We start from the raw sequence: 26,485 nt of genomic DNA on the forward strand, positions 1-26,485 counted from the left end.
ACGCAAACGACGCAACAGGACGGATTTATGCTCTTCAAGCGACTGGTTCTTCCCATGTTCCTCGTCTGTGTATTCTCGGCCCCGGTGCATGCGGATGCTTCGCAGACGCCCACCGACAGGGTCAAGGCGGGGGTGGAGCTGCTCATCTCGGTGTTGAGCGACCCCAAGGCACAGGACCCGGCTTACCACGAAGAGACTGTGCGGAAGCTGCGCGAAGAGGCGGAAAAGTTTATTGATTTCAAGCTTGTGACCATGTTTTCAGTGGGCAGGCCCTGGACCGCCATGACCCCGCAGATGCAGGACGATCTGACCGAGGCGTTTGTGCAGCTCCTTGAACGGACCTATCTCAGGAGAATTCCGGCCTACGGAGGCCAGGACGTGAAGTATACCGGCGAGCAGGTGGAGGGCAACCGGGCCAAGGTGTTCACCGAGCTCGTGGACAAGGACAAGAAAATAATAGTTGAATTTCGGTTGAGAATCGTTCAAGACCTATGGATGATATACGATGTGGTCGCCGAGGGCGTGAGCTTGGTGGCCAACTATCGAAGCCAGTTTTCACAGGTGCTGAATTCCGGAACCCCCGAAGACCTGTTGAAGCTGATACGCGAACGGATCGAGAAACTGGACAGCGGCCAGGATGACGGGAGCCAGGACCTGGCTGTGCCGCAACAGGGATAGGCGCGACAATGACCGCACGGATTGCAGTCTGCCTCATGGTGACGGCCCTTCTCCTGATGGGGGGAGGGGGTGTCTTTGCTTCGGATTCCGGCCAGGGTTCCTTCAGTGTGGCCCAGCTCACGGACATGCGCGGAGCCGGAGCCGCCTCTGACGCCAAGACCGCCGAGACATCCGGCGACTACGACGATTTTGACGACTTCGACGAATACGGCGATGCCGAAGGGCAGCTTGTGGCCGACCCCTTCAAGGGGTGGAACATGGTCTGGTTCCACTTCAACGACGCCATGTACCACGGGGTCTTCAAGCCCGTGGCCACCGGATACGCCTGGGCCATTCCCGCGCAGCCCCGTCAATGGGTGCGAAACTTCTTCACCAACATGCTTTTCCCGGTCCGCTTCGTGAACAACATCTTGCAGGGCAAGTTCGACGCGGCCTATATGGAAACCTCCAAATTCCTTGCCAACACCAGCTGGGGTCTGCTCGGCTTTGCCGATGTCACCTCGGGCATGAAGCGCAACTGGACTCCCGAGCGGCCGACGGCCGACGGCTTTGGCCAGACGCTGGGCAAGGCCGGTTTCGGCCATGGCGTGTACCTGGTCTGGCCTTTCCTTGGCCCGAGTTCCGTTCGCGAGTCTGTCGGCTGGGTGGGCGACACCCTGCTCGACCCGGTGACGTACGCCGACCTGACCTTTATCGAGATGGTCGCTGTGCGCGCCTACAAGAACGTCAACCAGCTTTCCCTCGAACTCACGGGTAACGAATACGAGACCCTGACCGAGGGCGCCATCGACAAGTACGCCGCCGTGCGCGATGCCTACATTCGCTTCCGGGCCAAGAAGGTCAGGGAATAGCCCGAGTTCCATGAAGATAGCGGTCATTTCCGATACCCACCTGGGCGACCCGCCCGCGTGGCTCCATCGGGTTTACGAGCAGTGGCTCGACCCGGCCGATGTGCTTGTTCACTGCGGCGACATCACTTCCTACAAGGTATGGGCTTATCTCTGCCGCCATCAGCGTTTCTTGTGCGTACGAGGCAATTGCGACTGGGACGCCCTGCTCGCGCAGGAGTTGCAGCCCATGCTCTCGGCCTCGGTCGGCCCGCTGACCCTGGGAGTGGCCCATGGCTGGGGGCCGCGCTCCCAGGTGGCTGCCACCGTGGTTCACGCCTTTGGGTCTGACCACGACCTGATCTGCTACGGCCACACGCACCGCCGCGACTGGTCCGAGGTGGACGGGGTGCAGGTTGTCAATCCCGGCTCCCTGGGCGAGGCCGGCTCCCTGGCCTGGGTCACGGTTGACGAAGACGGAGCCATGGACTGCCGCTTCATCGACGCCTTCTGATCCTTTGACGCCGCCCGAGCGGTCTCCTTTTCCTCCTGATCCCTTGCCGACCGATTCGGCCCGAAACCCCGGTGCCATGGGCGGTCGGTGCTGCTGGCCGGCGACCACGGATTTCCCCTCCCGTCCGAACAGCCCTGTTGCACTTTTGTTTCAGTAATGGCATGGATTTGCTGTGCTGATAATATTGAAACGCCTCTTTGGCGCGGGAGTTCTGGGCGTCCTGGCCTGCTGCCTGCTCCTGGCCCGACCGTGTCTGGCGCGGGAACCGGGCGAGCTTGTTTTCGGCATGTCCGCCCCCTTCACCGGGGTCAATGGCGAGATGGGCATAGAGTTCTATCGAGGGCTCATGGCCTACATCGAGCATTTCAACCGGGACGGGGGGGCCTCTGGCTGGACCATACGGGTGCTGCCCGCCAATGACGGCTACAATCCCCAGCCGTGCTTTACCAACACCGTGGAGTTCGTCACCCGCGACGATGTCTTTGCCCTGTTCTCCTACGTGGGAACACCCACTGTGGCCCACATCCTGCCCCTGCTGCGGAAATACAGCGAGCGCCACATCTATCTGCTCTTTCCCCTGACCGGGGCCGAGCCCATGCGCACAGAGCCCTTCGGCCGCCACGTCTACAACCTGCGCGCCTCCTATTTTCAGGAAACGGCAGGGCTGGTGGATCATCTGACGGCAGCGGGACGCAGGCGCATCGCGGTTTTTTACCAGAATGACGCCTACGGACGAACCGGCTGGGACGGTGTGCGCCGCGCCCTTGAACGCCATGGCGAGCGGATTGTCGCGGAAGCGGCCTACACGCGGGGCGATTCCTTTGCCCACGATTTTTCCGCCGAGGTGGACCTGATAATGGCGGCTCGGCCCGATGCGGTCATCTGTATCGGCACATATGCGTCCCAGGGGGCCTTTATCCGGTCCATGCGCGACAAGGGCCACGACATCCCTGTGGCCGGGGTCTCCTTTTCCGACAGCGACAAGATGGTCGAGCTGCTGATGCTTGAGGAGCGTCGTTCCGGGCGCAGATACACGGACAACCTCATCTGCTCCCAGGTAGTGCCCTGCTATGAGGACACGTCCCTGCCCGCTGTTCGTTTCTATCGGGAGCTGATGGACAATTACCGGGGTGAGCCCCTGGCAGCCGGGCAGGGATACACGCCAAGGCGCTTCAGCTATGTCAGCTTCGAGGGGTTCCTCAACGGAATCATGCTCGGCGAAATAGTGCGCCGCATGGCCGATGATCCGAGACGGGCGCGCATTCCCGAGGTGATGGAGTCCCTCATTGACCTGGACATCGGCATCGGCGTTGCGGTCAGCTTCGGTCCCGGACGGCGGCAGGGGCTCGACGCGGTCTATTATACCACCGTGGTGGACGGTCTGTTTCAGCCGATCCGCGACTGGTCGGAGTGGCGGCGATGAAGGCGCCCAAGCTGTTCTTGCGGCCGCTGCTGTTCATGGTGGTGATCTTCGGCCTGATCTCGGTAGTCACCTCGGCAACGTCGGCCCAGCGGCTCAAGCGCGAGATGACGCGTGAATACGAGTCAAAGGCCCTGGCGCTGGCCGGGAGCGTGGCCGAGTCCGACCTGGCGACCATTCTCAGCCAGGATGCGGGCAGCGTGCAGGCCCGCATTGACCGCTACCACCGCATCGCAGGGGTTTCCTATGTGCTGGTTGCCGATGAGCGCGGCGAGATCATGGCCCACACCTTTGTGCCCGTGGTGCCCCCTGTGGTGCGCGATCTGGTGGCAGACTCGGCCGGTCTGCCCGGTGACGAGTACGTGCTGCGGGACATCGTCCACCAGGGCAGCCGCTTTCTGCACGTCACCCGGCCCATTCTTTCTGGCCTGGCCGGGGCCGTCCACATCGGCATGGATTCCGAAGCCATAGCCGCCAACATTCGCGAGGCAGTGCTGGAGCAGCAGGTGGTGACTCTGGTTTTGTTCGGGGCCAGCCTGCTTGTCGCCTTCGTTTTCATTCTGAACATTTCCAAGCCCCTCAAGATGCTGGCCGAGTACGCAGGCCGAGTGGCGGCCAAGGACTTCGACAGCGTGCCGGACATTCACTCCCGCGACGAGGTGGGCCAACTGGCCAGGGCCATGCGCTCCATGGCCGGGCATATCGCCGAGCAGGTCAACAGTCTTGAGGAGCGGGTGCAGGGCAAGACGCAGGAGCTTCAGGAAGCGCGGGACGCCCTGCGTCGGAAGGTGGACGAGCGGACCAGCGAGCTGATGCGCGCCAACACCCAGCTCAAGATCGAGATTGCCGAGCGCAAGGTCATCGGCGAGGCGCTGCGCAAGGCCGAAAGAAAGTACCGCACCATATTCGAGAATGCGCTGGAGGGCATCTATCAGACCTCGCCCAGCGGGCGCTTCCTGAGCGCCAACCCCTCTCTGGCACGCATCCTGGGATTTGCCTCCGCCGAGGAGATGATGGGCTCGGTCTACGACATAGGCACCCAGATGTACATTGAGCAGGGGCGGCGCAAGGAGTTCTTGCGTCTGATCGAGGAGACCGGCGAGGTCAAGAACTTCGTCTCCAAGGTGCGCAGGCGCGACGGGCGCAGCATCTGGATATCCGAGAACGCCCGGTGCATCACCGACGCCGACGGCATGGTCATCTGTTACGAAGGTTCGGTGGAGGACATCACCCTGCGCAAGAAGGCCGAGGACCAGCTTAAGCGTCAGGCCTTTCATGATCCGCTCACCGGCCTGCCAAACCGCGCCCTGTTCCTGGACCACCTGCGCATGGCCATGGAGCGGTCCCGGCGGCGCAAGCACCTTTTCGCAGTCATCTACATGGATCTTGACCGCTTCAAGGTCATCAACGATTCCCTGGGCCATGAGACCGGCGATGAGCTGCTTCGTTGCGTTGCCCGGGTGCTTGAGCGGTGCGGACGCTCGGTGGATACCGTGGCCCGATTCGGGGGTGACGAGTTTGCCATTCTCATCGAGGAGATATCAGCCCCCCGCGACGCCATCGCCATCGCCCGGCGCATTCTTGATGGAGTGCGCCAGCCCTTCACCATTGGCGGCAACGAGGTTTTTACCTCGGCCTCGCTGGGCGTGGTGCTCAAGACCGATGGTTATGACCGGCCCGAGGCCCTGCTGCGCGACGCGGACACGGCCATGTACCGGGCCAAGGAGCGGGGCAAATCGAGTTTCAAGGTCTTCAACCAGAAGATGCACGATCAAGCCTTGAAACTCATGGCGCTGGAGACCGATCTGCGTCGCGCCGTGGATCTGGGCGAGTTCGAGGTGGCCTACCAGCCCATTGTCTGTCTCGAAACCCGCAAGGTTTGCGGGTTCGAGGCATTGGTCCGCTGGCGGCATGCCGAGCACGGGACCATCATGCCCGGCGATTTCATCGCGCTGGCCGAGGACACGGGGCTGATCTACGCCATCGACAATTTCGTGCTGGCCGAGGCCTGCGGGCAGGTCAAGCAATGGCAGATAGGGTTCGGCCCCCATATGGGGGAATTGCTGACGCTCAACATCAATATTTCGGGCAAGCATTTCGGCCAGCCCATGCTGCTGAATCAAGTCACCCGCGCCCTGACTGACTCGGGCCTGCATCCCAGCGCTCTCAACATCGAGATCACCGAGAGTGCGCTCATGGACGATCCGGCCAAGGCCGAGGAGGTGCTCAGGCAGCTCAAGGCCCTCGGCGCCCGGGTCTGCATCGACGATTTCGGCACAGGGTATTCCTCCCTCTCCTATCTGCAGCGTTTTCCCATAGACGTGGTCAAGGTGGACCGCTCCTTCATCGACGGAGTCGAGGGCAATCAGGACAGTCAGGCCATCGTTCGCACGGTCTTCTCCCTGGGCAAGTCCCTGGGGCTCAAGGTGGTGGCCGAGGGCGTGGAGACCCCGGCCCAGCTGGCCTTCCTGGAAAACGAGGGCTGCCGCTTCGTGCAGGGATTCCTTTTTTATCGGCCCATGTCCGCCGCAGAGGTGCATGATCTGCTGGCAGGCGGCTCCATCGGGTCCTGATCCGGCCGACAGGGCTTGGGGGCGGGCTTTGTGGCTCGAAGTTCTTCTCATCGCGGACGAATCCGTGTAGAATGGGCGCAGACCCGGTGGGGTCTGCCACAACAACAAGACGAGCGACAAGCCATGAACATGACCAGCCCCGAAGGATTCATCGAGGGAGTGTTTTCCATCGAACGCATGGCCCGTATCGGTACCGGCACCACGACCAAGCGGGTGCAACAGACGGCGCTGTATTTTGCCCGGCAGGTGAACGAAACCTGGGTGGAGATGCAGGGTCTCAACCAGAAGAACGTGCCCTACGGCCCGGCGGAGCGCATCACCCGCGACGAGCTGCTGTCCGATTACCTGCCAGTGCCCCAGCTCTTCAAGGAGGTGATGGGCAATCTGCGTCAGGTGCAAAAGGCCGTGGCCCGTGGCGACAAGTTCCGCAAGCGCGGCGAAAACTTCACCGCAGAATACGAGTACGCCAATGCCCTGAACCTGGACGAGCGCAACGTCCGCGCCAACTTCGGCATAGGGCTGTGTCTGCTGGCCCGCGACGAGACCGACAAGGCCAAGCAGGTCTTCGACCGTATCCTGGGCATTGACTCGGCCTTTGCCGACGAGCACAAGCACCTCTTCAACGAATACGGCATCGAGCTGCGCAAGAAGAAGCTCTTCGGCCAGGCCGTGGACTATTACCGGCGGGCCATCGAGATTTCCGGCAACGACGAGAACCTGTGGTACAACATGGCTCGCGCCCAGTTCGAGCGGGGTGAGTTCGCCAAGGCCCTTGAAGGAGTGACGCGATGTCTTGAGCTGGCCCCGGATCATGCCGAGGGCCGGAAGATGCTTGAGTACATGACCAGAAAGAACCTGGGCTGACCGGCTGTTCAGCATGTCCGATTGCTGCTTCGCTTCAGAAGGATCAAATCCTCGCGTCTTGCACTCGAACTTTGTTGCACAGCATGAGAAAACGACTTTTTCAACAGTGGGCCAGGGTTTTGCTCCGGCCCGGTTCGTGGAGAGAACGTGACGGCCATCAAGGCTTTTCTTATAGCCGGGACGCACAGCGGCTGCGGCAAGACCTCGGTTTCGCTGGGGATGATGGCGTCGCTGGCTCGCCGCGGCCTGCATGTGCAGCCCTTCAAGTGCGGCCCGGACTTCATTGACCCCGGCCACCATGCCTTGGCCTGCGCCCGCGGCGGCCAGCCGGTGGCCAGCCACAATCTTGATGGCTGGATGCTCGCAAGCGAAACCAATGGCGAGATATTCAACCGCTATGCCGCCGGATGCGACGTGGCTGTGGTCGAAGGGGTGATGGGGCTGTTCGACGGCATCTCCGGCATTGGCGAGGAGGGCTCCACGGCTCAGTTGGCCAGGGCCCTCGGGCTGCCGGTCATCCTGGTGGTGGATGCCCGCTCCATGGCCCGCTCCGCCGTTGCCATGGTCTCGGGCTATGCCCGTTTCGATCCGGCCGTGCCCCTCGCCGGGGTGGTCTTCAACCGGGTGGGCAGCGAGTCCCACGCGGAACTGCTCAGGGAGGCCATGACCCTGCTGCCCGATGTTCCTGTCCTTGGCTGCTTGCCTCGCGACGAGACCCTGGCGGTGCCCTCGCGCCATTTGGGGTTGGTCGCTGCCGGGGACGACCCGGACGGGCCGGACCGCTACCAGCGGCTGGCCGACTGGGTGGAGTCGGGCCTGGACATGGACGCCCTGCTGGCCGGGCTGCCTGCCGTGGAGGCCGTGCCGCCCTTCGAGCCCATACCCGAGCTTGGCACCGTGACCATCGGCGTGGCCAGGGATGCGGCCTTCTGCTTTTATTACGAGGAAAACCTGCGGCTTTTGCGTCAGGCCGGAGCACGGCTGGTGGAGTTTTCGCCCATTGAGGACGAGCACCTGCCTCCGGGTATCCAGGGGTTGTATCTGGGTGGCGGTTATCCCGAGCTATACGCCTTCGAGCTGGGGCAGAACACCCGGTTGCGCCGCGAGATCAGGGAGTTTTGCGAGGCCGGGCATCCGGTCTACGCCGAATGCGGCGGATTCATGTACCTGATGAACGATCTGGCCACCGGCCGGGGACGCTACGCCATGTCCGGGGTCTTTCCCCTGCGGGCGGAAATGGATGAATGCCGCCGCGCTCTGGGGTATCGTGAAGTATCCACCGGGGCGGCCACACTGCTCGGTCCGGCCGGGGTGACGGCCAGGGGGCATGAGTTCCATTATTCCTTCATCCGCGAGGGGCTGGACCATCCATCGCTTTCCGCGGTGTATGCCATGCGCGGACGCAAGGGCGCCCTCGACACCCCCGAGGGGTTTGTGATGGGCAATACGCTCGGTTCCTATGTCCACCTCCATTTCGGCAGTTGTCCGTCCATGGCCGCGGCCTTTGTTCGCGCCTGCGGCGGCGGATCCGGTGGGATGTCGGGCAAAGGTGCTGACTTTGGCCGCGCCTTGGGTCGCGAACCCGGCGGGACGGGCTAAGGGGCCGTCAGGCCGTGCCACGCGCCATGCACAGCGTTCAAGGGCAGAGTAACGATGCGCGGCCGGAATCCGCGTCCCGGCGCGCCCTGTGGGCATGGGCCTTCTACGACTGGGCCAACTCCGGTTTCGCCGCCCTGGTCCAGACCTTTGTTTTTGCAGCCTTTTTTGCCAGGGCTGTGGCCGAGAACGAGACCCTGGGCACGGCCCTGTGGGGCAACATGATGGGCGCGGCCGGGTTGGTCATCGGCCTGGGCGGCCCGCTGCTCGGCGCGGTGGCGGACCGTAGCGGGGGGCGCAAGCCCTGGCTGGCGGTGTTCACCGCTCTGTGCATCGCGGCCACGGCTTGCCTCTGGTTTGTCCGGCCGGACCCCTCCTATGTCTGGCTTGCGCTGCTGCTGGCCGGGCTGGGGACCATCGGCTCGGAATACGCCATGATTTTTTACAACGCCATGCTGCCCGGACTGGTCCGGTCCGACGCCATGGGCCGCTGGTCTGGATGGGGCTGGGGGCTGGGCTACGGAGGCGGGTTGATCCTGCTCATCGTCGCCCTGTATGGCTTCGTGGAGCCCGACGCCTGGTTCGGCCTGCCGCGCACCGAGGCCGAACACGTCCGGGCGGTAATGCCCCTGACCGCCCTGTGGTATCTCGTCTTCTGCCTTCCCCTGTTCCTGCTCTGCCCAGATGCTCCATCCAGGGGCGTGGGCCTGGGCCGGGCCGTGTCCGAAGGGCTTGCCCAACTGCGCGATTCCCTGGGCCGGGTGCGCGAGTACCGCGATATCGCGGTGTTCCTGCTGGCGCGGATGCTCTACAACGACGGCCTGACCACCATGTTTGCCTTTGGCGGCATCTACGCAGCGGGCACCTTCGGCATGACCCCGAGTCAGGTCATCGTCTTCGGCATCGGGCTGAACATCACCGCAGGTCTCGGGGCGGCCGCCTTTGCCTGGCTTGACGACCGGGCCGGATCGCGAACGACCATCATCGCCTCCCTTGTCGGACTCATTGTGCCCGGCACCTGCATGCTGCTGGTGGAAAGCCAGACGTGGTTCTGGGTTTTCGGCCTGACGGTGGGCATCTTCGTGGGGCCGGTCCAGGCGTCGAGCCGCACATATCTGGCCCGGCTGGCGCCCGAGGCGGTGCGCGGGGAAATGTTCGGCCTTTTCGCCCTTTCGGGCAAGCTGACCTCGTTTGCCGGGCCGCTACTGGTGGGCTGGCTGACCCTGGCCTCGGGCAGCCAGCGCGTGGGCATGGCCTCGGTCATCGTGCTTTTCGTGCTCGGGCTGGCTGGCATGCTGTTCGTGCCCCCGGTTCGTACATCCAAGGAGGAGTGATGGCAAAGGTGTTTCGCTTTGCATTGACCGATGAGGAAAAAACCTTTCTGCGCGATCTCGTGCGGCTGTCCATCGCCTCGCGTCTGAATCCGGCCGGGGAAAGCGGAGAGCCGCCCCAGCCGCCCACGCCGACCCTGCGCGAGCGGCTGGGAGCCTTTGTCACCCTGAAGCTCGGCGGTTCGTTGCGGGGTTGCATCGGCAACGTGCGCGGCTCGGGAGAACTGTATCGCACCGTGTGGGACATGGCCCGGTCGGCGGCCTTTGAGGACCCGCGTTTCCCGCCGCTGACACCCGGCGAATTTGAAGTGGTGGAGTACGAAATTTCCGTGCTCGGCCCCATCGAATCCTGCCCGGACCCGGCTCTGGTGGAGGTGGGCCGCCACGGGTTGATCATGTCCCGCGACGGCCGCTCGGGGCTGCTGCTGCCCCAGGTGCCGGTGGAGTGGGGCTGGGATCGCGAGACCTTTCTGGCCCAGACCTGCCACAAGGCGGGACTTCCGCGTGACGCATGGCGCGAGCCGGCCACCACGATTCTCTGGTTCGAGGCCGTGATTTTCTGAGCCCCAAAGGGTCCGGCGGGGGATTCTTTTGTCGACAACGCAGCGTATGGCAAGGTATATTGCAGCTAATTCCTGGTCGCGGAACCGGGATGGGGGAAGGAGCGGCCCTGGGGAGTGCTGTTTTGACCTTTTGGATGGAAAGAGGCTGGAATGGACCTGACGCTTCACCTCGTTTTGGTGGGAGATATACCTTGGAAGCCGGACCGGAGGCGACGCCCATGATCCGGAAGGTTTCCGTGGAGGAGTTGCGGCCGGGCATGGAGGTGGTCAGGCTCTCAAGCGAGGTATGGGAACACCTGCCGTTTCTCTATACCCGGCCCGGAGTAATCGAGTCCTCAAGCGAGGTCGAGGACATCCGCGCCCAAGGCTACCTGCATGCCTTTATCCAGGTGGGTGAGGGGGGCGAGGTCATGGACCGGCGGCTCGACGGACTGGTGGCCGGGCCGGACGGGACAGCGGTCGAGGTGCCGCCGCCCAGGCCCAGGGTGCCCTTCGAGCAGGAGATGGAAGTGGCCCGCGTCACTTATGACAAGGCCATGCACCACGCCAAACGCATCATCCACGATGTCAAGCTCGGCCGCAAGGTGGACTACGAGGCATCGGTGGAGACCGTGGACGCCATCGTCAACTCCGCCATCCGCAATCCCGACACCCTGCTGTGTCTCTCCAAGCTCTCGGACTACGACGACTACACCTATGCCCATTGCATCAATGTGGCGGCCATCGCCGTGGTCTTTGGCGAGTACCTGGGGCTGGGGCGCGAGGAGCTGGTCCGGCTGGGCCTTGCCGGGATGATGCACGATCTGGGCAAGACCGCCGTGCCCTCGCGCATCATCAACAAGCGGGCGAGGCTTACGGAGACGGAGTTCGCCGAGGTCAAGCGGCACCCGGAATACGGCTGCGACATCCTGGCCCGCCAGGGCGAAGTGACCGACGACGTGCTCGAAGCCGTGCGCGACCACCATGAGAAGTTCAATGGCTCGGGGTATCCCGAACGGCTGACGAGCAGGGACATTGCGCCCTATGCCCGCATCATCAGTCTGGCCGATGTCTACGACGCCCTGACCAGCGACCGTTCCTACAAGGACGCCATTCTGCCCAACAAGGCCCTGGCCATCATGTATGGCATGCGCGGGCAGGACTTCGACCCCGTGGAGGTCCAGCGGTTCATCAAATGCCTGGGCATCTTTCCCTCGGGCAGTCTGGTCAGGCTCAATACCGGCTTCTACGGCGTGGTCTACGAGTCCAATCCCTCCCTGCCGCTGATGCCCAAGATCAAGATCATCCTCGACGAGGACTTGCGTCCCATCCCGGCCGAGCTGGTGGATCTGGCCGCAGCCCAGGCCTTGGGCAACAGGGATCTTGAAATCCTTGAATGCGCTGATCCTGCGTCCTACCGTCTCAATCTCAGGCCCTATCTGACGCGCAAGGGATGAATGCCATGGAGCGAAAACACGAATCAGTGCGGCTGGATGCCATCGGACCCAAGGCGTCCGGCCGATGTGCCGGGGCGGGGTGGGGCAGATGATGGATGCCGACACCCTGCTTCTCCTGGGTGCCGGAACCGGGGCGCTGTTCCTGCTCAAGTGGTTGTTGGGCCGCCGCAAGGTCACGGTCTATCGCATCAGCCCTGGCTCCCTCAAGCGTTCCAAGGATGTCATGCTGCGGGTGCTGCCCCTGGTCGAGGACGGCGCAGAGCATCCGCTGGACGACACCGCGCTGCCCTGCGACAAGACCACCATCAAGAGCGCGGCAAAGATTCTGGCCTATCACTTCTGGAAGCAGAAGCAGCACGAGGAGCTGGACCGGGTCAAGCTGTGCTTTGTCTCCCTGTCGCGGTTTCAGAATAGGGATCTCGACCCCGAGGCGCGAGAGCGGCTGCAAGGCAGGGAGCGTGCGCGGCTGGTGCAAGAGTTCGACTGTTTTATCGCACACGCCACGGTGCCCAAAAAATAGCCTCCGGCGTCACTCTTCGCCCTTTTCCTCTGTTTCACGCTGCGTGCGTCTGGCGCTTTCGCGTTTGATGGCGTCAAATTCCCCGCGCAGTCGGGACATGACGAGGTCGTAGCCGTCGGGCGCATGGGGCACCATGCAGCCTGAGCAATCCTTGATCCCTGAGTCGAGCAGGACGCCTTGGCCGCCGCAGTCATCGAGAAAGTAGAGCGGGCAGAAGCAAAAAAGGCAGTTGAATTCCTCGGGCCGGTCGGTCTTGTGGCAGGGGAAGTACCGGCACTCGGTGTTGCGGAAAAAGCGATGGCTGTTCGGAATGGTCACTTGAAGGTCACCCTTTGCGCCGGTTTTTCCCACTCGCCGTCGTCCGGGAACCGGGAAAAGGGGAAGGGCCGTTCGTTGTCGTTGAGGGTGGCGTAGCGCATGAGCCGGTAGCCGTAGCCCGAGAGGGCGTTGCAGAAGCGGCGCAGGGGTTCGCTGTGTCGTTTGGCCGCCAGCAGGAAAAGGAATTGAAAGACAGCGGCGAGCTGGACGAGCAGGCGGACCACCTTCAGAAAGATCAGGCAGGCAATGGTGATCAGGAGCCGTTTGAGAATATCTCCGCGTCCTGCTTCGGTGGGAATTGTCGGGTCAGCCATGGGGCCTCCTGTGCTTGGGGTTGGCGTTGCCCCGACCCTACGCCAAAGGGGTTGGCGCTGCAAACGGCGGGAGGCTAGCCGAGGACGATCTCCCCGGTGCGGGTATCCCAGGTGATGGTGGCGGCCTCGGTGCGCCGCGTGATGGCGAGTTTCTTGGAGCCGATGACCACGACCACGCCGGGATGAATGAGCCGGTGGACCCTGATCCTGACCCCGGCAAGCTCCTCCTGGCGGGCCAACATGCGCTGGTTGATCTCCTCGGAAATGGCTTTGCGCCGCTTTACCAGCGTCATTCTGTGCTTGATGACCTCTGCCACGGCCGCACGCTTTTCGGGTCGGGTGCGGGCTAGGATGACCTTGGGTTGGTCGCTGCCCAGGGCGTCGTCGATCTTGCGGATGGCCTCCTTGAGCCGCTTGCGTTCGGCCCGCAGAGTGTCATCGCCATCATGGTGTATCTGGATGCCCACCACGGTGGTCACGCCCAGTTCCGAGCCCAGTTCCTTGATTTCCATGCCCCTGCCGGTGACGATCTTGCCCCCCTGCACGTGGCCTTTGCCCCGGGTGCCCTGCAGACGGCCCTCGGCGCGGATGTCCGAGTTGGTGATGTCGTTGGCTATGATCACGTCGCCGCCAGCGCGGATGCGCGCGTTGGTGGCGTAGGCGCAGGATACCGAGCCCTGGGCTCGCACGGTTCCGCCATCGGGCATGAGGATGCCGCCGGAGACCTCGATATTGCCGCCCGCCGATACCGTGGCGCTCTCGATGGACCCGGCCACGATGACGTGTTTTGGCGCGGAAACCGAGAACCCGGCGTGGATAGAGCCCAGGATCTTGACCGAACCGTACTCCAGGGTGATGTTGCCGGTGCCAAGGTCCACGTTGCCGTTTATCAGCAGGCACTCCGTGACCGAAAGGACATTTCCCTCAAGAGACATGACCCCTCTGGCCCGGGAGATGAAGGTGATCTCGTCATCGAGCACGTCGATGTTCTCCCCGCGCCGGACCACCATGGGCTTGCCCCGGCCGGGGGGGATGGTCTTGCCGTAGATGTCGATGCCTCCCTCGCCCGAGGTGGGGGGGTGCAGTCTGGCAACGACCTGCTCGGCCTCCACCATGGGATGGGTTCCGCGGTCGCGGAAGTCGAGACGCCCTGATTCGTCTTCGGTCCCGGCCAGTTCGCGGGTCGAGACCAGCAGCTCAAGCCAGCCGTCCCGTCCGGGAACAGGGGGCTTGCCCGCCACCAGCACCTGATCTGGCAAGGGCTGGCCCTGCTCCTTGGATTGGGCGAGCAGGGCCTCAAGGCGCTCAAGGTCGATGTCGATGACCACGCCCATGTCGCGCAATTCCTTCTCCACCCGCTTTCCTGTGACGGGCTGGCCCCGGAAATCCCTGTGGTGCAGCGTGGCCTTGACGATCCTGGCGTCCTCGGAGATATGCGTGAGCGGATCCACGCCGAGCGTACCCTCGTGCAGCCGGGCCATGCCCCAAACGGTGGAGACGTAGGCGTTGGTCAGGGAGTCGAACTCCACGTTGGCGCCCACGGTGACCTTGATGTCTTCGGGCTCGAAATGTTCCTTGGGGGTGGTGACGCGGCCGTCGATGGTCTCGCCGTCGCGGGCGCGGCGCGGCGGATGCTTGCGGGCGAAACGGTCGCCCGGAAAGACTGGGAAATCGAGGTTGCCCAGGGCCACCAGGGAGGCGTTTCGCGGTTCCTGAACATCAATGCCGCGCACAAGCACGATGCGGCGGATTTCTTCGTCGCGCTGGATGGCGTCCACCACGCGGCGGGCCGCCTCCTCGTCAACGGGCAGACGCACCCCGGCCTCGGCCACCTGGCGCTTGAGCAGCGCAACCGACGGCCCCTCTCCCGCGCCTTGAGGCGGGAAGTAGCGGCTTACGCCGAGCTTCATGCCGTCCTCGGACATGGCGAAACGGAACTGGGCGTCGCGGGGGCCGTCCATCACGCCTCCCCGCTGCGAGGAGAAACGGCGTGGCGGTCCGCTGCCCCGGTACAGAGGTCCGGGTTCGGGGTGTCAGTGTGTCCGATCAAGTGTCCCCCCTGCCGCAATAATTCACCGATGAGTATGGCCATTTCGTAACACACGCTCCACGCCGATGGCAACTTGGCCCGCCTTTATTCATCGGATGAATCCGGGCGCGAAAGGAGCCAGTACAATTCCTCCAGCGTTGCCGCCAGATCGGCATAGATGCCGCCCGGCTCGGGGGGCAGGCCGAACAGGGCGCGACGCTGCTCGCGCAGCCCCTGGATCGAAACGGCGTCGGGTGCGGAATGAAACATGGTCATGGACAGCCGCTCTGCCAGCAGATAACCGGACAGTCCCCGTGTCAGCAGGTCCATCAGGATTGTGAATCCGGGCGAGCGGGTGCGCCAGAAGGCCAGGGCCTTGTCGCCCGGCTCGCGGGCCATGGCCTCGCAAATGAGCGAGTAGAGGGCGTTGATGCCCGCGCCGGGCAGGCCGCGCCGCCAGCCCAGCAGCCAGGGGGTCCGCCAGAAAAGCAGGAAGTGGCTGGTGCCGGTGGCGATAACACGTTCCATGGCCTTTCGTGCGGCCAGGAGCGCCGGGTCGTCCCAGACCGCGGGAAGGGAAGCGACGTTCCAGGCCGGCACCGGCCCCGCTCCGGGGTCCGGGGTCGGCCCGTTGGCGAGGCTTTGGGCGAGAAGGTGCGTCAGCCAGCGGTTGGCATGAGGCGAGGCGGGCGTTTCCAGGTGGGCGTAGCTCAGGATGACGCGGCCCGCACCGAAATCGTTGGCCGTGACGCAGGGTGCGCCTTCCATGAAGCCGGGGTCCAGATGGATGCCGTAGAGATTCTCCCAGTCGTTCATTGTCCCCTGAGGCAGGGTGGCGAGGTTGAGGTCCGCCACCCAAAAGTCCGGGCCGGGCTTGCCGTAGCGGGCCAGCACCGTGACCGAGTCGTCCACGGGATCGAATCGGCCCGGCCACCAGACCGGGAGCATGGGGTCCGTGTCGTTGGCGATCATGTCCGCGGGCACCAGGGGGGTCTCCGCATTGAGGGAGACATGGACATGGCCGGAGAGAAAATGATGCAGCCGGTTGGTGTATCCTTTGCGGGTCCAGGGGGAGAGGCCGAGGCCGTAGGGGCCGGTAAGGGCCAGCCCGGCCCCGCCGCAAAAGCCGAGGTACGTGCCTCCGCCATGGACGAATTCGCAGATGGCGTCCATGCCGCGCAGGCCCAGCCTGTCCGTCTTGCCCTTGGCCCGGCCGCCCGGGACGATGAGCAGGCGCGGTGGCTCGCCGGACTTGCCAGCGAGCACTCCATCGGCTATCTCGAAGCCGCGTACCAGACGGTGGGGAACGCCCCATGACTCAAGGGCGCGTGCGGCCAGCAGGCCCCAGAAGTGGGACTCGTCCCAATATATGTGTATGCTTGACATAATCTGCTGCCTCGACAAGGGTAGTGCGCACGCTACCAACCGGCTGGCGTGACTGCAAGGGGAGAAGGGCGGATTTCGGATATCCGGGAGGAAACTCTTGAAAAAGTTTCTTCCAAGCTTCCGGTTTTCTCTTCCCCTCCTGTCTGTTCGCGTCACCGTGGCAGCACCGATACCGAACCCCCCTCCACGCCGCCTTCCGTCGTCTTCGATGAAGGTCAGCCCGACAGGCGGCGTGGCGCAAAAAAGTTTTGGAGGGTCCAGGGAACCTTTTCCAAAAGGTTCCCTGGCCGCCGGAGGCAAACATGGCCCGCAAGGAACTGGCCAAGGCGTACGAGCCTTGGGATGTCGAGGAAAAATGGGAGCGCCGCTGGGAGGCGGACAAAACCTTCACCCCGGACCCGGACGGTCCGGGCGAGGCCTATTCCATCGTCATCCCGCCGCCCAACGTCACTGGTGTGCTGCACATGGGCCACGCCCTGAACCTGACGCTGCAGGATATCCTGTGCCGCTTCCACCGCCAGCGGGGGCGCAACGTGCTCTGGGTGCCGGGCACGGACCACGCGGGCATCGCCACCCAGAACGTGGTGGAGCGCCAGCTCAAGGAAGAGGGCAAAAGCCGCCACGACCTCGGCCGCGAAAAATTCATTGAGCGCGTGTGGGAATGGAAGAAGGAAAAGGGCGACCACATCCTGAGCCAGATCAGGCGCATGGGCGCTTCCGTCGACTGGACCCGCGAGTGCTTCACCTTTGACGAGCAACGCGCCAGGGCCGTGCGCAAGGTGTTTGTCGAGCTGTACCGGCAGGGACTCATCTACAAGGGCGACTACATCATCAACTGGTGCAACCGCTGCCACACCGCCCTGGCTGACGACGAGGTGGAGCACGAGCCCCGGCCCGGCCACCTCTACCACGTCAAATATCCCCTTGCCGACGGCTCGGGCCACCTCATCGTGGCCACCACCCGGCCCGAGACCATGCTCGGCGACACGGCCATCGCCGTGAACCCCGAGGACGACCGCTTCAATCACCTCATCGGCAAGGAGGCCGTGCTGCCGCTGGTTGGCCGCAAGCTGCCCATCATCGGCGACGCCTACGTGGACGTGGCCTTTGGCACCGGCTGTCTCAAGGTCACGCCCGCTCACGACATGAATGACTGGGAGCTGGGCCGCAAGCACGGCCTTGAAGTGCTGTCCATCCTCGACGAGGACGGCAACGTCAACGAAAACGCGCCCGAGCGCTATCGCGGTCTGCACAAGGAAGAGGCTCGCACCGTCATCCTCACGGACCTCAAGAACGAGGGGCTGCTGATGGAGGTGGCCGACCACGATCACTCGGTGGGCGCTTGCTACCGCTGCAAGTCGGTCATTGAGCCCCATGTCTCCACCCAGTGGTTCGTGTCCATGAAGCCCCTGGCCGAGAAGGCCCGCGCCGCCGTGCCCGCGCAGACGCAGATTTTTCCCGAGCACTGGGCCAAGACCTATTACGAATGGCTCGACAATATCCGCGACTGGTGCATCTCGCGCCAGATATGGTGGGGCCACCGCATCCCGGCCTGGACCTGCGAGAAGTGCGGCGCACTGACCGTGTCCATGGACGACCCCGGCGCCTGCGAATCCTGCGGCAGCCGCAACATCATCCAGGACGAGGATGTGCTCGACACCTGGTTCTCGTCCGCGCTTTGGCCCTTCTCCACTCTGGGCTGGCCCGAAAGGACGCCCGAGCTGGCCCGCTACTACCCAACCTCCTGTCTGGTCACCGGATTCGACATCCTCTTCTTCTGGGTGGCGCGGATGATGATGATGGGGCTCCAGTTCATGGAGCGGGTGCCCTTTGACCATGTCTATATCCACGCCCTGGTGCGCGACGAAAAGGGCAAGAAGATGTCCAAGTCCACGGGCAACGTCATCGACCCGCTGGACATGATCGAAAAATACGGGGCCGACGCCCTGCGCTTCACCCTGACCAGCTTCGCGGCCATGGGCCGGGACATCAAGCTCTCGGAGGCGCGCATTGAGGGCTACAAGCACTTCATGAACAAGATATGGAACGCGGCCCGGTTCGCCATGATGAACCTGCCCGACGAGATCCCTGCGGTCCCCCTCGACAAGGCCACAAGCCTGGCCGATGCCTGGATTCTGCACCGGCTGGAGGAGGTCAAGGCCAGCGTGGCCGAGGCCACCGCAGCCTACCGCTTCAACGAGGTGGCCCAGACCCTCTACAAGTTCATCTGGTCCGAATTCTGCGACTGGTACCTGGAGATGATCAAGCCGGCCCTCTACGGCGAGGACGAGGCGGTCAAGGCGGCAACGCAGCGGGTGCTCTGGACCGTGCTCTCCGAGACCATGGTTCTGCTCCACCCGGTGGCCCCGTTCATCTCCCAGGAGATATGGTCCGTGCTGCCCCGCCCGGCAGGGGACGACCGCCCGGACGACATCGCCATCCTGCCCTTCCCGGCGCCGCGCCCCCATTGCCTGAACCCGGAGGCCGTGGCCCGCATGGAGCTGTTCATGGGCGTGGTCTCCGGCATCCGCAACATCCGCACCGAGCTGCTCATCGAGCCCGCCAGGAAGCTCGACCTGCTGGTGCGTACGGCTTGCGACGCGGACAAGCTCGTGCTCGAATCCACCCTGGACCTGATCCGCTTCCTGGCCCGCATCGAAAACGTGACCCTCGGCCCGGACGTCAAAGGCCCCAAGGCCTCGGGCGCGGCCGTGGTCCAGGGCAACGAACTCTTCGTGCCCCTTGAAGGCGTGGTGGATTTCGAGGCCGAGCTGGCCCGGCTGGACAAGAACCTGGCCAAGCTCGACAAGACCATGAAGGGCGTGTCCGGCAAGCTGGCCAACCCCGGCTTTGTCAACAACGCCCCCCCCGAGGTGGTGGAGGGCGAAAAGCGCAAGCTGGCCGAAATGGAAGAGGAGCGGACCAAGCTCACCCAACTCAAGGCCCGTCTTGAGAGCGTGATGGGGTAGGGCGGTTTTTTTCACTACGATAACAGTTTATGATATGTTTGGCATGTGTTACTGCCCCTACTGAGGGAGGTTCGCCATGAAGTTTAGTATTAAGGGGTTTTCGCCAATACGGGATGCCAGTATTGTTTTGGATGGGCTGACTGTTGTCTCTGGTGAGAACGACAGCGGGAAAAGCACGATAGGCAAGTTGCTTTTTTCGCTTATTAAAGCGGCCAGGATCGCACGGAATAAACCTAATGAAGATATCGCAAGAAAGCAGACGCTTAGGACTGTATTAAACTTGGTATTTGGCAAAGATTCCCGGCGAGGCTTAATAGAGCTTAAGGGCGGCGTTTTCTCTGAACCATTTTGTACTGTCGAAATATCGGACGACGGGTATATCGCAGCATATGATTGCCCGGCAGATCCATTTCTTGGAGGCATCAAGGATGCAACCTTTATTGACACGCCGCTCGTCTGGCAGTTGTTCAATACATATCAAGGGATTGCTTCTGAACGTGCAAAAGCTGTCGATGTTGGTGATCATTTTCCGATTCAATATCCTTTTACGCAGTTTGATATTTATTCGAAACTGAACGGTAGCGTGCCTGGCCGTGGAGAGCGCCTTGATGATTTGCAGGAGCGTATCAAGAAGATAGTCGGAGGGAGAATAGTGTTTGAAAACAATTCTCCTATGTTCCAGAGAGGTGATGAATTTTATCCCATTTTCAGTACCGCTACAGGGATACAGAGCTTTGGTTTTCTCCAGCGGTTTATGGAGTTGGGACTTGCTGAATCTGAACGAATATTGATTCTTGACGAACCCGAGGTTCATCTTCATCCCAAGTGGCAAATCGACTACGCTGAACTTATCGTTGACATGGTGGCTGACTATGGGTTGAAAGTCCTTGTGACTACTCATAATCCCTATATGTCTAAGGCGTTGAAGCTGTTTTCTGATCGTAAGTTGAGAGAAGAGGTGAATTATTACTACTCGGTGAAAGAGGGAAACTTCTCTCGGTTGGTCGAAGACCAGGAGTTGGAAATAGTTTCTCGGGAGATGGCTAAGCCGATGTTTTTGTTGGATACACTGAAGGCATGGGAAGATGACTCTTAGAGATGTCTTTGCCAATCTGCAGCGGGAAGGTGTTCTAGATGAGATGTCTCTCGGGGACATCTCTGAGACAGCTTGCGGCGAGTCCTCAATAAGAGTCTTTGATGGAGATAGCTACAAAGAGAGAAAATTTCGGGCGGCTAAATCGTGTGATGCATTGTTGCTAATCAATGACAACACCCTAGTTTTTGTCGAAATGAAAAGACTGGCAGGTAGATTCTCTGATATCGTCCGTGGATATCGTCAGGGATATACTGAGGAGCAGTTGAGAGCTGACCCCAATGTGCTTGAAGACTTGTATTGTAAGGCAATGGGCAGATTTCTGCAGTTATTGCGCGCAGACGCATTGCCATTCAAGTATGTGGATTCAAAAACTGCTATTCTCGTTGACATGTGTCGACACCACGAGGCGGACGATTTGGTGAAGCGTTTTGTTCAAAGACAACTGGGTGAAAGTTTTGTTCTTTTGCATGATGCTGGACCTGGATCGACGCTTTCAGCTTATCTGAGTGGTGTCAAAGAACAATTGGATAAGTTGTTTATCAGCAAGTACAACGGAAGAATAAAAACAGTAATTCCTGTTCATGTGTTAAGTTGCTCAGAATTTGATTCGAAGTATGGAAACAATGTGGAGACAGTAAGTGCCTAACGTTTTCCTCGTCGGAGCCGGTCCGGGCGATCCCGGCCTGCTCACCCTGCGGGCCAAGGAGATCATCGAGACCTGTGATGTGATGATCTACGATTATCTGGCCAACGCGGATTTTCTGAAGTGGTGCAGGCCCGACTGCGAGATACTCTATGTGGGCAAGAAGGGCGGGGACCACACCCTGCCCCAGGACAAGATCAACGAGCTGATCGTGGACAAGGCCAGGAGCGGCAAGACCATCTGTCGGCTCAAGGGCGGCGACCCCTACGTGTTCGGGCGCGGCGGCGAGGAGGCCGAGGAGCTGGTGGAGGCGGGCATCGACTTCGAGGTGGTGCCGGGCATCACCGCGGGCGTTGCCGCTGCGGCCTATGCGGGCATCCCGGTGACGCACCGGGACCATACCACCAGCGTGTGTTTCATCACAGGCCACGAGGACCCCACCAAGGGCGAATCCGGCCATAACTGGGCCGTGTACGGCCAGTCCAGCTCCACCCTGGTCTTCTACATGGGCGTGGGCAACCTGCCCATGATCGCCGAGAACCTGATGCGCAACGGCCGGGCCGCCGACACCCCGGTGGCCCTGGTGCGCTGGGGTACGCGCTGCAACCAGCAGTCCTTTGTCTCCACCCTGGAGAACGTGGCCGCTGACGCAGCCGAGCGCGGGTTCAAGGCCCCGTCCATCATCATCGTGGGCGGAGTGTGCTCCCTGCACGACAAACTCGGGTGGTTCGAGAAGAAGCCCCTGCTGGGTCAGGGCGTGGTCGTCACCCGTGCCCGCGAGCAGGCCAGCGGGCTGGTGGAAATCCTGCGCGGCCACGGGGCCTGCGTGTACGAGTTTCCGACCATCGCCGTGGAGCATCTCGATGACTACGCCGAGGTGGAAACGGCCATCCTGCAACTGGCCCGCTATCAGTGGGTGGTCTTCACCTCGGTCAACGGCGTCAAATTCTTCTGGGAGCAGCTTTCGGCCATCGGCCTTGATTCGCGCATCTTCGGCGGTATGCAGATCGCGGCCATCGGCCCGGCCACGGCCGACGAGCTCAAGGCCCGGGGCATCATCCCGGACTTTGTGCCCGACAAGTACGTGGCCGAGCACGTGGTCGAGGGGCTGCTGGCGCTGGGCATCCAGGGGCAGGACGTGCTCATCCCCCGCGCCAGGGTGGCCCGCGAGGTCCTGCCCGAGGAGTTGAAGAAGGCGGGGTGCAGGGTCACGGTCCTGCCCGTGTACGAAACGCGGCTGGTCCAGCAGTCCGGCGAGGAAATAACGGCCGCTCTGGACAAGGGAGCCATCCAGTACGTTACCTTCACCTCATCGAGCACGGTGGAGAACTTCTTCGAACTGGTTCCTGCCGAGACCCTGCGCCGCTACCCGGACGTGCGGCTGGCCTCCATCGGGCCGGTTACGTCAGCAACCCTGGCCCGCTTCGGCTTCACCCCCTCCATCGAGCCCGGGGATTACACCATCCCCGGACTGGTGGACGCCCTGGTGGGCAGTGTGGCACCGGACAAGGGATGATCGGGCCGTTGCTTGGGCGAGGTGAAGGGGGATCGGTCTTTGCCGGTCCCCATTTTTCTTGCCCAAGGCTGTGGCCGTGGCCGTCGCAATGAAAAGAATCCTTGAAAAACGCTGCGGATTGGGACAATGAGTGCGAACGCGCCGCCGATGCGGCGAATCCGGTCACGCGGCCTGAGCCGCCAAGCTTTCTTTCTGGAGAATCCATGCCGTTGCCCATAGCCGTTCTCGTTTCGGGAAGCGGGTCCAACCTGCAATCCATCATCGACCGCATCGAGGAGGGCGTGCTTGATGCCGAGATCAGGCTCGTGGTTTCCAACAGGCCCGGCGCTTTCGGGCTTGAGCGGGCCAGGAAGCACGGCATCCCCACCAAGGTGCTGACGCATACCGATTTTCCCTCGCGGGAGACCTTTGATGCGGCCATGGCCGAGGCCATCGCGGCTGCTGGCGTTGACCGGCGCGGGCTGGTGGTGATGGCCGGATTCATGCGTATTGTCACCCCGGTATTCCTTTCGGCCTTCCCGCACCGGGTGGTCAACATCCATCCGGCCCTGCTGCCCGCCTTTCCCGGTGTCCACGGCCAGGCCGACGCCGCTGCCTATGGCGTGAAAATCTCTGGCTGCACCGTGCATTTCGTGGATGAGAAGATGGACCACGGCCCGGTGATCATCCAGGCGGCCGTGCCCTGCCTGGATGGCGAGGACGGCGATGCGCTGGGCCCGCGCATCCTCAAGCTCGAACACCGCGTCTATCCCCAGGCCATCCAGTGGGTCGCCGAGGACCGGCTGACCGTCTGCGGGCGTCATGTGGAGCTTCGCGTCTCCGGCCGCCCCCGTGCCGAGCAGCCCAAAGCAGACATCGACACCCCCACCCAGGCCCTGGTCTGGCCTCCCCTTGAAGCAGGGTTCTGATTCGGACCCTTGCAATCCTCCGCTACAGGATTGCAAGGGCGACAGGGCTGCCCCCGCTTACGCCAGCCGCTCCCCGTTATAGTCGAAGAGCGCGTGGTCTACCGCGCAAAGGTTCCCGCCAAAGGTCCGGGCAGCCTGGGCCGCTGTGGCCGTGAGCCGCGCCAGCAGGGCGGGCAGGGCCGGGTCGGGCCGCAGCAGGTCGAGGGCCTGCCGGGCGGTGTTTGCTTCGCGGATGGCGGGCAGAAGGGCCGGGGCGCAGCCCGCCTGGGCACAGTGGGCGGCCAGGAGGGCGAAGTCCACGGGATGGCTCCTGGCATGGGTATAGGCCAGCCCCTGGGCCTGCTTGACCAGCTTGCCGAAGAAGAGCGCCCACGTCACCCGGACAAAGCCGCGCTGCGTAGCCGCAGCCATGGAGAAGGCGAAAAAGTCGGCGGCCTGGATCATGGCCGTGGGCTGGGTGTCGGGATTGGCCTCGAGATAGAGCCGCTCGGAGCGACGGCCCGTGGTGAAGACGGCGTGGTCGAGGCCCAGGGCGCGGGCAACATCGAGCCCTTCGGCCACCGTGGCCTTCCAGGAGTCGTGGGAGTAGGGCTTGACGACGCCCTGGGTGCCGAGGATGGAGATGCCGCCCCTGATGCCCAGGCGCGGGTTCATGGTCTTTTCCGCCAGCCGCTCGCCGTCAGGCACCTCGATTATCACCCGAATGCGTCCGACGAAATCAGGCCCCGCGGCGGTGCGTACTCCGGTCTCGATCTGGCGTAGCGGCTCCGGGTTGATGGCCGGGCGGCCCACGGCCACGGGCAGACCCGGCAGGGTGGCGACGCCAACCCCAATGCCGCCCTCAATTTCCACGGTCATGTGCCGTGATCTGTCTGGCGCGACTTCCACCAGCGCCTGTATGTCGCAACCGTGGGTTACATCCGGGTCGTCGCCGCCGTCCTTGATCACGGTGACGCGCACCGCGTGGCCTTCCGGCTCGCAGCGGGCCACGGGCACATCGAGATGGCCGCCCGGCGGCAGCGGAACAGCGACGCAGTCCGGCAGCTTCCCGGTGCGCAGGAAGACCACGGCGGCCATGGCCGCGGCCGTGGCACAGGTGCCGGTGGTCCGGCCCGTGCGCAGACGGCCCGTGTTTCCGCGGTCGGTCATTTCCCCTTTCCGATGCGTTCCGGCCCGGAGTAGATGTGCGTTCCGGCCTGGGTCGAGATGTTCTCGATCATGTTGCGAAACAGCAGGACGTGAAAGGGGTACATGGCGAACCAGTAGATGAGGCCCGCCAGCCCCTTGGGCAGGAAACGCGCAGTCATGGTGATGTCCACCGCGTTTTCCCAGTGGGTGTCCAGGCGGAATTCGAGCAGGGCCTCGCCGGGCAGCCGCATTTCGGCCAGCAGGAGCAGCCTGCGGCCCGGGTCGCTGGCCAATACGCGCCAGCAATCCAGCGCATCGCCCACGCGCACACACTCGTCCCGGCGCGGGCGGCCGCGGGACATGCCGGGTCCGGCCAGCAGCCGGTCGATGAAGCCGCGCAGCCGCCACAGCGGGTCGCCGTAGTACCATCCCTGCTCTCCGCCGATGCGCTCCACCAGCGCCCAGACCTTGGCCGGATCGCCCTGAAGCCGGGCCTTGTAGCCCATCTCGTAGCGTGCGCCGCCCGCATAGGAGGGGTCATCCCCGGAGGCCCATTCGGGCAGGCAGGCGCTGCCCACGTCGAAGAGGCAGGTCTCCACCTTCTGGTGCTCGGTCTTGTCCAGGGCGCGGCGGATGGCCTCGCGGCAGGAGATCAGCTCCAGGGGCACCAGTTCGCGGATGGTGTCGTCGCGGCAGACGACCTCGTTGCGCAGGCCCTCGATAAGGGAGCGGGCCAGAGACATGGGCACCGGAGTGATCAGGCTTACCCAGAAGGACGAGAGCCGTGGCGACAGAAAGGGCGTGGCCAGGATGCGCCGCCTGGGGATGCCCGCCACCTCGGCGTAGAGATCGAACAGCTCGGCGTAGGAGAGGATGTCCGGCCCCCCGATGTCGAGCGTCAGTCCGGCGGTGGCGTCGTTCTCCAGGCAGCCGACCAGGTAGCCCAGGACGTTGCGGATGGAGATGGGCTGGGTGCGGGTCTTGACCCAGGTGGGGGCGAGCATGACCGGCAGCCGGTCGGCCAGGTAGCGGACCAGCTCGAAGGAGGACGAGCCCGAGCCGAGAATCTGGGCGGCCCGCAGGATGGTCACCCGAGAGGGGGCCAGAGAGAGAATGCGGCCCACCTCGGCGCGGGAGCGCAGGTGCTTGGACAAGGGATGATCGTCGAGATCCTCGCCCAGTCCGCCGAGGTAGATGATGCGTTCAAGGCCGGAGCCCTGGGCAGCGCTGACCATGTTGTAGGCCGCATCGCGCTCCTGCTCGGCGAAGTCCCGGCCGGGCTGGGCCATGGAGTGGACGAGGTAGAAGGCGGCCCGGCAACCCCGGCAGGCCTTGCGCAGGCTCCAGGCGTCGTGCATGTCGGCGCGGACGATCTCGACATTGGGATTGCCCGCCCACTGGCGGGCCCGGATTTTCTCCACGCTGCGCCCGGCGGCGCGGACCGTGAAGCCGCGTTCGAGGAGCAGGGGCACGAGCCTGCCCCCAACATAGCCGGTGGAGCCGAGCACGAGAACGGGGCGGGTGTCCATCAATTGCCTCCGGCGGGCGGCGCTAGTCCTTTGGGGTGCGGGTGTTGAAGCGGTATTCGCCGTCGCGGATCAGCCAGCCCCGGTCGTTCATGCACTGGCTGTAGACCTTGTACTGCCGGTTCTTGTCCAGGGGGTACTGCTCGCCCGCGATCACGTCGCAGGCGCGGGAATCCTGGTCAAAGCGCACCTTGGCCTCGTGGGAGTCCTTGATGTCGGGATTCTGCCACTGGGTGGCGCAGCCCGCCAGGAGCGGGGCGGCGAGCAATATCGCGGCCAGGGCGGTCATCAGACGCGGGAGGAGGGGGGGGCGGCGCATGGGGGTTCCTT

The 26,485-nt window shown here is 63.2% G+C and carries 23 protein-coding genes; 16 read left to right on the top strand and 7 right to left on the bottom strand.

Features of this window, described 5'->3' with window-relative positions; all coding sequences use genetic code 11:
• Positions 1–27: 27 nt before the first annotated feature.
• The 11 genes from GKC30_RS08605 (at position 28) to GKC30_RS08655 (ending at position 12,322) form a co-directional block, all read left to right on the top strand.
• Entirely contained in the window at positions 28–678 is a 651-nt protein-coding gene (locus GKC30_RS08605) for a Tgt2/MlaC family protein (RefSeq protein ID WP_155934110.1), read from the top strand.
• A gap of 8 nt (positions 679–686) precedes the next feature.
• A complete protein-coding gene (locus GKC30_RS08610; protein ID WP_155934112.1) occupies positions 687–1,529 on the top strand; it encodes an MlaA family lipoprotein in 843 nt (280 codons plus the stop codon).
• A gap of 10 nt (positions 1,530–1,539) precedes the next feature.
• The gene (locus GKC30_RS08615; RefSeq protein WP_155934114.1) at positions 1,540–2,019 is read left to right on the top strand and encodes a metallophosphoesterase family protein; all 480 of its coding nucleotides are present in this window, start codon (positions 1,540–1,542) and stop codon (positions 2,017–2,019) included.
• A gap of 172 nt (positions 2,020–2,191) precedes the next feature.
• Complete coding sequence (locus GKC30_RS08620) at positions 2,192–3,442, top strand: ABC transporter substrate-binding protein (protein ID WP_367614052.1); 1,251 nt, start codon at positions 2,192–2,194, stop codon at positions 3,440–3,442.
• Complete coding sequence (locus GKC30_RS08625; RefSeq protein ID WP_155934116.1) at positions 3,439–6,012, top strand: EAL domain-containing protein; 2,574 nt, start codon at positions 3,439–3,441, stop codon at positions 6,010–6,012. The genes GKC30_RS08620 and GKC30_RS08625 overlap by 4 nt, the downstream gene beginning before the upstream one ends.
• A 123-nt stretch (positions 6,013–6,135) precedes the next feature.
• A complete protein-coding gene (locus tag GKC30_RS08630; protein ID WP_155934118.1) occupies positions 6,136–6,876 on the top strand; it encodes a tetratricopeptide repeat protein in 741 nt (246 codons plus the stop codon).
• A gap of 147 nt (positions 6,877–7,023) precedes the next feature.
• Positions 7,024–8,475, top strand: coding sequence for a cobyrinic acid a,c-diamide synthase CobB (locus GKC30_RS08635; RefSeq protein ID WP_367614053.1), 1,452 nt, complete (start codon positions 7,024–7,026; stop codon positions 8,473–8,475).
• Between the two features lie 26 nt (positions 8,476–8,501).
• Positions 8,502–9,806: an MFS transporter gene (locus GKC30_RS08640; protein WP_155934120.1), complete on the top strand. Its 1,305-nt coding sequence runs from the start codon at positions 8,502–8,504 to the stop codon at positions 9,804–9,806.
• The gene (gene amrA / locus GKC30_RS08645) at positions 9,806–10,366 is read left to right on the top strand and encodes an AmmeMemoRadiSam system protein A (RefSeq protein ID WP_155934122.1); all 561 of its coding nucleotides are present in this window, start codon (positions 9,806–9,808) and stop codon (positions 10,364–10,366) included. Before GKC30_RS08640 ends, amrA begins: the two co-directional genes overlap by 1 nt.
• A 218-nt stretch (positions 10,367–10,584) precedes the next feature.
• The gene (locus GKC30_RS08650; RefSeq protein ID WP_155934124.1) at positions 10,585–11,802 is read left to right on the top strand and encodes an HD-GYP domain-containing protein; all 1,218 of its coding nucleotides are present in this window, start codon (positions 10,585–10,587) and stop codon (positions 11,800–11,802) included.
• Positions 11,803–11,890: 88 nt separating this feature from the next.
• Positions 11,891–12,322 (top strand): hypothetical protein, encoded by a 432-nt coding sequence (locus tag GKC30_RS08655; protein WP_231117102.1) that lies wholly within the window; start codon positions 11,891–11,893, stop codon positions 12,320–12,322.
• A gap of 9 nt (positions 12,323–12,331) precedes the next feature.
• On the opposite strand, the gene GKC30_RS08660 is transcribed toward GKC30_RS08655, so the two are convergent.
• The 4 genes from GKC30_RS08660 to GKC30_RS08675 form a co-directional block, all read right to left on the bottom strand.
• Positions 12,332–12,640, bottom strand: a complete 309-nt coding sequence (locus GKC30_RS08660; protein WP_437179106.1) for a cysteine-rich small domain-containing protein — start codon at positions 12,638–12,640, stop codon at positions 12,332–12,334.
• The gene (locus GKC30_RS08665; protein ID WP_155934126.1) at positions 12,637–12,954 is read right to left on the bottom strand and encodes a DUF4389 domain-containing protein; all 318 of its coding nucleotides are present in this window, start codon (positions 12,952–12,954) and stop codon (positions 12,637–12,639) included. The genes GKC30_RS08660 and GKC30_RS08665 overlap by 4 nt, the downstream gene beginning before the upstream one ends.
• A gap of 74 nt (positions 12,955–13,028) precedes the next feature.
• A complete protein-coding gene (locus GKC30_RS08670; protein WP_155934128.1) occupies positions 13,029–14,915 on the bottom strand; it encodes a FapA family protein in 1,887 nt (628 codons plus the stop codon).
• 173 nt (positions 14,916–15,088) lie between these two features.
• Positions 15,089–16,369 (bottom strand): BPL-N domain-containing protein, encoded by a 1,281-nt coding sequence (locus tag GKC30_RS08675; protein WP_155934130.1) that lies wholly within the window; start codon positions 16,367–16,369, stop codon positions 15,089–15,091.
• 302 nt (positions 16,370–16,671) lie between these two features.
• Here GKC30_RS08675 and GKC30_RS08680 point away from each other — a divergent pair, with 302 nt between their 5' ends.
• From GKC30_RS08680 to purN, 5 genes are all read left to right on the top strand, one after another.
• Entirely contained in the window at positions 16,672–19,338 is a 2,667-nt protein-coding gene (locus tag GKC30_RS08680) for a valine--tRNA ligase (RefSeq protein ID WP_155934132.1), read from the top strand.
• 76 nt (positions 19,339–19,414) lie between these two features.
• Complete coding sequence (locus GKC30_RS08685; protein WP_155934134.1) at positions 19,415–20,434, top strand: AAA family ATPase; 1,020 nt, start codon at positions 19,415–19,417, stop codon at positions 20,432–20,434.
• Positions 20,424–21,080: a hypothetical protein gene (locus GKC30_RS08690; RefSeq protein ID WP_155934136.1), complete on the top strand. Its 657-nt coding sequence runs from the start codon at positions 20,424–20,426 to the stop codon at positions 21,078–21,080. Before GKC30_RS08685 ends, GKC30_RS08690 begins: the two co-directional genes overlap by 11 nt.
• On the top strand, positions 21,073–22,593 hold the full coding sequence (cobA, locus tag GKC30_RS08695) for a uroporphyrinogen-III C-methyltransferase (protein WP_367614054.1): 1,521 nt from the start codon (positions 21,073–21,075) through the stop codon (positions 22,591–22,593). Before GKC30_RS08690 ends, cobA begins: the two co-directional genes overlap by 8 nt.
• A gap of 203 nt (positions 22,594–22,796) precedes the next feature.
• Positions 22,797–23,501, top strand: a complete 705-nt coding sequence (purN, locus tag GKC30_RS08700; RefSeq protein ID WP_155934138.1) for a phosphoribosylglycinamide formyltransferase — start codon at positions 22,797–22,799, stop codon at positions 23,499–23,501.
• A 57-nt stretch (positions 23,502–23,558) separates the two neighbouring features.
• Here the strand turns inward: purN and cbiD are convergent, their stop codons facing one another.
• Genes cbiD through GKC30_RS08715 form a run of 3 tightly spaced genes read right to left on the bottom strand, consistent with a single transcriptional unit; the run spans position 23,559 to position 26,474 of the window.
• A complete protein-coding gene (cbiD, locus tag GKC30_RS08705; RefSeq protein WP_155934140.1) occupies positions 23,559–24,650 on the bottom strand; it encodes a cobalt-precorrin-5B (C(1))-methyltransferase CbiD in 1,092 nt (363 codons plus the stop codon).
• Positions 24,647–26,158, bottom strand: coding sequence for an SDR family oxidoreductase (locus GKC30_RS08710; RefSeq protein ID WP_155934142.1), 1,512 nt, complete (start codon positions 26,156–26,158; stop codon positions 24,647–24,649). The genes cbiD and GKC30_RS08710 overlap by 4 nt, the downstream gene beginning before the upstream one ends.
• A gap of 22 nt (positions 26,159–26,180) precedes the next feature.
• Complete coding sequence (locus GKC30_RS08715) at positions 26,181–26,474, bottom strand: hypothetical protein (protein ID WP_155934144.1); 294 nt, start codon at positions 26,472–26,474, stop codon at positions 26,181–26,183.
• Positions 26,475–26,485 lie beyond the last annotated feature (11 nt).

This window comes from Pseudodesulfovibrio alkaliphilus, assembly GCF_009729555.1.
Classification (GTDB): domain Bacteria; phylum Desulfobacterota; class Desulfovibrionia; order Desulfovibrionales; family Desulfovibrionaceae; genus Pseudodesulfovibrio; species Pseudodesulfovibrio alkaliphilus.